Source organism: Kineococcus glutinatus, assembly GCF_039542765.1.
GTDB classification, from domain to species: Bacteria; Actinomycetota; Actinomycetes; order Actinomycetales; family Kineococcaceae; genus Kineococcus_A; species Kineococcus_A glutinatus.
The window spans coordinates 1-5,864 of sequence record NZ_BAABIL010000644.1; the positions used below are offsets into that span (position 1 = coordinate 1).

At 76.1% G+C, this 5,864-nt stretch carries 5 protein-coding genes; 2 read left to right on the top strand and 3 right to left on the bottom strand.

What is annotated here, in order from left to right; translation table 11 throughout:
• Window positions 1-220 precede the first annotated feature (220 nt).
• The gene (locus tag ABEB16_RS19490; RefSeq protein ID WP_345713862.1) at window positions 221-1,117 is read left to right on the top strand and encodes an alpha/beta hydrolase fold domain-containing protein; all 897 of its coding nucleotides are present in this window, start codon (window positions 221-223) and stop codon (window positions 1,115-1,117) included.
• Window positions 1,118-1,135: 18 nt separating this feature from the next.
• Here ABEB16_RS19490 and ABEB16_RS19495 read toward each other — a convergent pair whose 3' ends face one another.
• Both ABEB16_RS19495 and ABEB16_RS19500 read right to left on the bottom strand, forming a co-directional pair.
• Window positions 1,136-1,594, bottom strand: a complete 459-nt coding sequence (locus ABEB16_RS19495) for a DUF1810 domain-containing protein (RefSeq protein WP_345713863.1) — start codon at window positions 1,592-1,594, stop codon at window positions 1,136-1,138.
• Window positions 1,587-2,273 carry a GNAT family N-acetyltransferase gene (locus ABEB16_RS19500; RefSeq protein ID WP_345713864.1) on the bottom strand — a complete coding sequence of 229 codons (687 nt, stop codon included), beginning with the start codon at window positions 2,271-2,273 and terminating at the stop codon, window positions 1,587-1,589. Before ABEB16_RS19500 ends, ABEB16_RS19495 begins: the two co-directional genes overlap by 8 nt.
• A 76-nt stretch (window positions 2,274-2,349) precedes the next feature.
• Here ABEB16_RS19500 and ABEB16_RS19505 point away from each other — a divergent pair, with 76 nt between their 5' ends.
• Window positions 2,350-3,027 (top strand): Pr6Pr family membrane protein, encoded by a 678-nt coding sequence (locus tag ABEB16_RS19505; protein ID WP_345713865.1) that lies wholly within the window; start codon window positions 2,350-2,352, stop codon window positions 3,025-3,027.
• Between the two features lie 173 nt (window positions 3,028-3,200).
• On the opposite strand, the gene ABEB16_RS19510 is transcribed toward ABEB16_RS19505, so the two are convergent.
• The gene (locus ABEB16_RS19510) at window positions 3,201-5,834 is read right to left on the bottom strand and encodes a DEAD/DEAH box helicase (protein WP_425560262.1); all 2,634 of its coding nucleotides are present in this window, start codon (window positions 5,832-5,834) and stop codon (window positions 3,201-3,203) included.
• Window positions 5,835-5,864: the final 30 nt, after the last annotated feature.

Below are 5,864 nucleotides of genomic sequence, written 5' to 3' on the forward strand. Positions count from 1 at the left end.
TACTGGGCGCTGGAGGAGGCCAAGCTGCAGCGGATGCCCAGGCCCAAGCCGCTGGCCACCGGTTCGACCCCCACGACCGCCCCCTCGGCGGGCACGGCCCCGTCGCCGCCCGCCCGCCGGTCCAGTCTGCGACCACGGGGCGACCCCTGTCCCCCGAACGCACGACCCCGCCGGCCGCGCCGGGTTGCGGCCGGCGCGCACCCGGCACCACGGTGGCCCCGTGCCCACACCCGCAGCCCGCGCCGCGGTCCCCCTCGTCCGGCTGCTCGGCTTCAAGCGCGTGTTCGCCGACGCGGACGCGATGCGCGCCCACGTCGACGCCCAGCTGCTGCGGCCGCCGCCCTACGGCCCCCCGCGCTGGCTGCGCCGCGACGTGCGCGTCACCGCCGGCCGGCACGGGACCTGGCCCGCGTACCTCGTCGCCCCCCGCGACCACGCGCCGCACCGCCACGTCGTCCACGTCCACGGCGGGGCGTGGGTCAACCAGATCAACCCGCTGCACTGGCGGTTCGTCGCCGCGCTCGCCGCGACGGCCCGGGTGGGCGTCACCGTGCCCATCTACCCCCTCGCGCCGCTGGGCACCGCCGCCGAGGTGGTGCCCGCCGTCGCCGACGCCGTGCAGCAGCTGGTGGACGCCCACGGCGCGGACCGGGTGGCGCTCGCCGGGGACTCCGCCGGCGGGCAGATCGCGCTGTCGGCCGCGCTGGTGCTGCGCGACCGCGGCGTGGCCCCCCTGCACCGCACCCTGCTCATCGCCCCCGCCCTCGACCTCACCCTGGACAACCCCGAGATCGACCTCGTGGAACCGCGCGACCCCTGGCTGGCCCGGCCCGGGACGCGCGCCGCGATCGAGCTGTGGCGCGGCGGGCTCGACGTGCGCGACCCGCTGGTCAGCCCCCTGTTCGGCGACCTGCGCGGCCTCGGCCCGCTGACGGTGTTCAGCGGCACCCGCGACATCACCGACCCCGACACCCGCGAGCTCGTGCGGCGGGCCCGGGCCGCGGGGGTCGGGGTCGACCACCACGAGGAGCGCGACCTCGTCCACGTCTACCCGCTGCTGCCCCTGCCCGAGGGCCGGCGGGCGCTGCGGGTCGCGGCCGCCGCGCTGCGGGGCTGAGGCACCGGGGCCGCCGGCTCAGGTGCCGGTGCGTCCCAGCAGCCGCAGCGTGCCGGGGTCCTCCACCCCGCCGAAGAACCGCTCCAGCACCTCGCGGAACACCTCCTCGCCCGGGGCGGTGAGCGCGAACAGGGTCGCGCTGGAGTGCAGCTTGCGGGCGTCGATCCCACCGAGCGCCACCGCGGCGTCCGTGGCACCGGAGTCCAGCAGCGCCCGCGCGGCGGCGACCAGCCGCGGCCCCAGCACCGGGTGGGCGACGTAGGCGCGCGCCTCGTCCGGCCCGGTGATCGCGTACCGCTGCGCGGTGGCGCTGCGGCCCAGCCCCGCCAGCTGCGGGAACACGAACCACATCCAGTGGCTGCGCTTGGCCCCCGCGCGCAGCTCGGCCAGCGCCTCCTCGTAGGTGCCCTGCGCGTCCTGCGCCCGCAGGAACCGCCGCAGCGCGAACGGGTCGTCCCCGCGCACGTCGTCAGCCACGGGTCCCCCCACCCCCGCCGGCGGGCTCCTCCAGCGCCGTGGAGCGCCCCAGGTACAGCACCCCCACGGCGTCCGGGACCTCGATCCGGTGGAACCCCGTGCGCTCGTAGAACCCCAGCGCCCGGGTGTTGGCCGGGTCCACCCCCAGGTGCACCGCCCCGGCCCCGGCGGCGCGGGCGGCGCGCAGGAACGTCTCGACGAGCGCCCGCCCGTGCCCGCCGCCCTGGTGCTCCGGCAGGACGTCGACGTGCAGGTGCGCGGGGTACGCCGCGAGCTCGGGCACCAGCATCCGCTCCGGGCGCAGCAGCAGCGCCGTCAGCCGGTCGTCGGGGGTGCGCGGCGGCACCTGCGGCACCGGGTACCGGTCGGCCACCTGCGGCAGCCACCGGGTGCGGTAGGCCCGCACGAACGCGGCGGTGTCGGCGGTGCCCACCACGTAGCCCACGGCGCGCTCGCCGTCGTCGAGGACGAACGCCAGCTCCGGCTCGAGGACGACGTAGGGCCCGGCGAAGACGTCCGGCAGCAGGTCGTCGCTGCCGTGGCGACCCCGGGCGTCGCCCCCCGCGGCGCCGGTGCGCACGCAGACGTCGTAGACGGCGGCGAGGTCGGGCGTGGCGTACGGGCGGATGCGCGCACGGGCCGGGTCCGCGCCCGGGGGTGCGCCGGCGGTGGTGGTCATGGCGCGACGCTACGGCGGGGCGGTGGTGGCGGCACGGGGGCCGGGCGCTGTCGCACGTGCGCGAGGATCCCCACCCATGGCCCGAGCCACACCTCCCCCGCCCCCGCCGGCGGCCCCGCCCGCGACCCTGCGCCGGTCGCGGTGGTGGCACGCGGCGCTGGCCGCCGTCGTGGCGGCCTCCCTGGTCACCGAGCTGGTGCTGACCCTCGCCGCGGCCGAGGGGCCGGGCACCGGGACGCGGCTGGTCCGCTTCGCCAGCTACTTCACCGTGCAGAGCAACCTGCTCGTGCTCGCCGCGGCCCTCGGCCTGGCGCTGCGGCCGGACCGCGACGGCCGGTGGTGGCGGGTGCTGCGCCTCGACGCGCTGCTGGGCATCACGATCACCGGGGTCGTGTTCGGGACGGTGCTGGCGGCCCTGGTGGACCCGAGCGGGGCGCGGTGGTGGACGAACGCCGGCCTGCACTACGCGGCGCCCGCCGCGACGCTCCTCGGGTGGTTGCTGTTCGGGCCGCGCCCGCGCGTCGACCGGCGCAGCCAGGTGCTGGCGTTCGCGTGGCCGGTGGCGTGGATCGGCTGGACGTTCGCGCACGGGGCGCTGGGCGGCTGGTACCCGTACCCGTTCCTCGACGCCGGTGAGCTCGGCCTGCCGGTGGCGCTGCGCAACACCGCGGTGGTGCTGCTGCTCGGGGCGCTGCTGGCCGTGGTGCTCGGCGTCCTCGACACCCGGCTGCGGGCGGTGGCGGACCACCGCTGACGCGGGCCACCCCCCTCCCGCGCCCATCTCCGGGTCTCGGCGCTCGGGCCGCCCCCCTCCCGCGCCCATCTCCGGGTTTCGGCGCGGAAAGGACCCTTTCCGTCCGCCCGAACCCGGAGAAGGGCGCGGAAAGGGTCCTTTCCGCGCGGGAGGCGGGCGGGGGATGCCCGCCGCTACAGCCGGTCCAGGCCGGTGACCCGCACCACGGCGGTGCCCGCCTCGTCGGAGGCGTCGAGGTCCACCTCCGCGGTGATCCCCCAGTCGCGGTCACCGGCGGGGTCGTCCAGCACCTGCCGCACGTGCCAGTGCCGCGGCGAGCCCGAACCCCCCTGGCGGTCGCCCGCGTCCACCTGCAGCAGCTGCGGGCCGCGGGCGTCGGGGCCGGTGCCGATGGAGCCGTGCTCGGCGAAGTACCCGTCCAGCGCCTCGGTCCACCGCGGCACGCCCCACGCCCCGGGCACGCCCTCGTCGAGCGCGGCCAGCTCCCCCGTCTTGTGCCGGGCGGCGAGCTCCACGCGGCGGAACATCGCGTTGCGCACCAGCACCCGGAACGCGCGGGCGTTGGCGGTGACGGGCGGGGCCTGCTCCTCCTGCGGGGCGGTGGCCGCCTCGGCGCTCTCGTCGGGGTCGCGCAGCCGCTCCCACTCCGCCAGCAGGCTGGAGTCGGTCTGCCGCACGACCTCCCCCAGCCACTCCACGACGTCGGTGAGCTCCTCGGTGCGGGCGTCCTCGGGCACGGTCTGCCGCAGCGCCTTGTACGCGTCGGCGAGGTAGCGCAGCACGAGGCCCTCGGAGCGGGCGAGCTGGTAGAACGCGACGAAGTCGGTGAACGTCATGGCCCGCTCGTACATGTCGCGGACGACGGACTTGGGCTTGACCTCGTAGTCGCCCACCCACGGCTGGCTCTGCTTGAACGTCTCGAACGCGCCCTCCAGCAGCTCCTCCAGCGGCTTGGGCCAGGAGACGTCCTCCAGGAGCTCCATCCGCTCCTCGTACTCGATGCCCTCGGACTTCATCCTCGCCACGGCCTCGCCCTTGGCCTTGGACTGCTGCGCGTAGAGCACCTTGGCCGGGTCGTCGAGGGTGGACTCGATGACGGAGACGGCGTCCAGGGCGTACGTGGGCGACTGCTGGTCGAGCAGCTCCAGCACCGCCAGCGCGAACGGCGACAGCGGCTGGTTGAGCGCGAAGTCCAGCTGCAGGTCGGCCACCAGCCGCAGCTGCCGCCCGTCGGGCAGCGGCGCGGGCAGCCGCTCCACGACGCCGGCGGCCAGCAGGGTGCGCAGCAGCGCGACGGCGCGGCGGACGTGCCTGACCTGCTGCTTGCCCGGTTCGTGGTTGTCGCGCAGCAGGTGCCGCATCGCCTCGACGGGGTCGCCGGGGCGCTGCAGCACGTTGAGGACCATCGACGTCGTGACGCGGAACTGCGAGGTGAGCGGTTCCGGCTGCGCCTCGACGAGCTTCTCCCAGGTGGCGCGGCCGTAGGAGACGCCCTCGGGTGCCTTCACCTTCTGCACGCGCTTGAGCTTGGCGGGGTCGCCACCGGCCTTGGCGACGCGCCGGGCGTTCTCCACCTCGTGCTCGGGGGCCTGCACGACGACGGTGCCGGCGGTGTCGAAACCGGCGCGGCCGGCGCGGCCGGCGATCTGGTGGAACTCGCGCGCCTTGTAGTGCCGGACGCGGCGGCCGTCGAACTTCGTGAGCCCGGCGAACAGCACGGTGCGGATGGGCACGTTGATGCCGACGCCGAGGGTGTCGGTGCCGCAGATGACCTGCAGCAGACCGGATTGCGCGAGCGTCTCCACGAGGCGGCGGTACTTGGGCAGCATCCCGGCGTGGTGGACGCCCACGCCCATCCGCAGCAGCCGGGACAGCACCTTGCCGAAACCGGCGGCGAACCGGAAGTGGCCGATGGCCTCGGCGATGGCGTCGCGCTGCTCGCGGCTGGCGATCTTCGCGCTGGTGAGGGCCTGCGCCTGCTCCACGGCCGCCGCCTGGGTGGGGTGGACGACGTAGACGGGGGCGCGGTCGGTCTTCAGCAGGTCCTCGATGGTCTCCTGCAGCGGCGTCGTGACGTAGTAGTGGTGCAGCGGCACCGGGCGCTGGGCGGAGGTGACGACGGCGGTCTCGCGGCCGGTGCGGCGGGTGAGGTCGCGCTGCAGGTGCGTGACGTCCCCCAGCGTGGCGGACATCAGCACGAACTGCGCCTGCGGCAGCTCCACCAGCGGCACCTGCCACGCCCAGCCGCGGTCGGGTTCGGCGTAGAAGTGGAACTCGTCCATGACGACCTGGCCGACGTCGGCGAACGTGCCCGAGCGCAGCGCGATGTTCGCCAGCACCTCGGCGGTGCAGCAGATGATCGGCGCGCCGGCGTTGACGGAGGCGTCGCCGGTCATCATCCCGACGCGCTCGGCCCCGAACGTCTCGACCAGGGCGAAGAACTTCTCCGACACCAGCGCCTTGAGCGGGGCGGTGTAGAAGGTGCGCTCGCCGCGGGCCAGGGCGGCGGCGTGCGCCCCGACGGCGACGAGCGACTTGCCCGACCCGGTGGGGGTGGAGAGCACCACGTTGGCGCCGGTGACGACCTCCAGCAGCGCCTCCTGCTGCGCCGGGTACAGCGTCAGCCCCAGGCCGGACGCCCACCCCTCGACCGCCTCGTAGACCGCGTCGGGATCGGCGCCGTCGCCGGCGGGGAGCAGGTCGGGCAGGAGCGCGGGGACGGTGGCAGTCATGGTGGCCCCATGGTCCCACCGCCCAGCACGAACGCGCGGCTGTCGGCGACGTAGCGGTCCACCGCCGCCTCCCACGCCGCCGGGTCCCGCCGCAGCCGCGCCCGG

Coding starts and splice junctions, on each gene's coding strand:
- ABEB16_RS19500 (WP_345713864.1), bottom strand. CDS start 2,273: ATGACCACCACCGCCGGCGCACCCCCGGGCGCGGACCCGGCCCGTGCG.
- ABEB16_RS19505 (WP_345713865.1), top strand. CDS start 2,350: ATGGCCCGAGCCACACCTCCCCCGCCCCCGCCGGCGGCCCCGCCCGCG.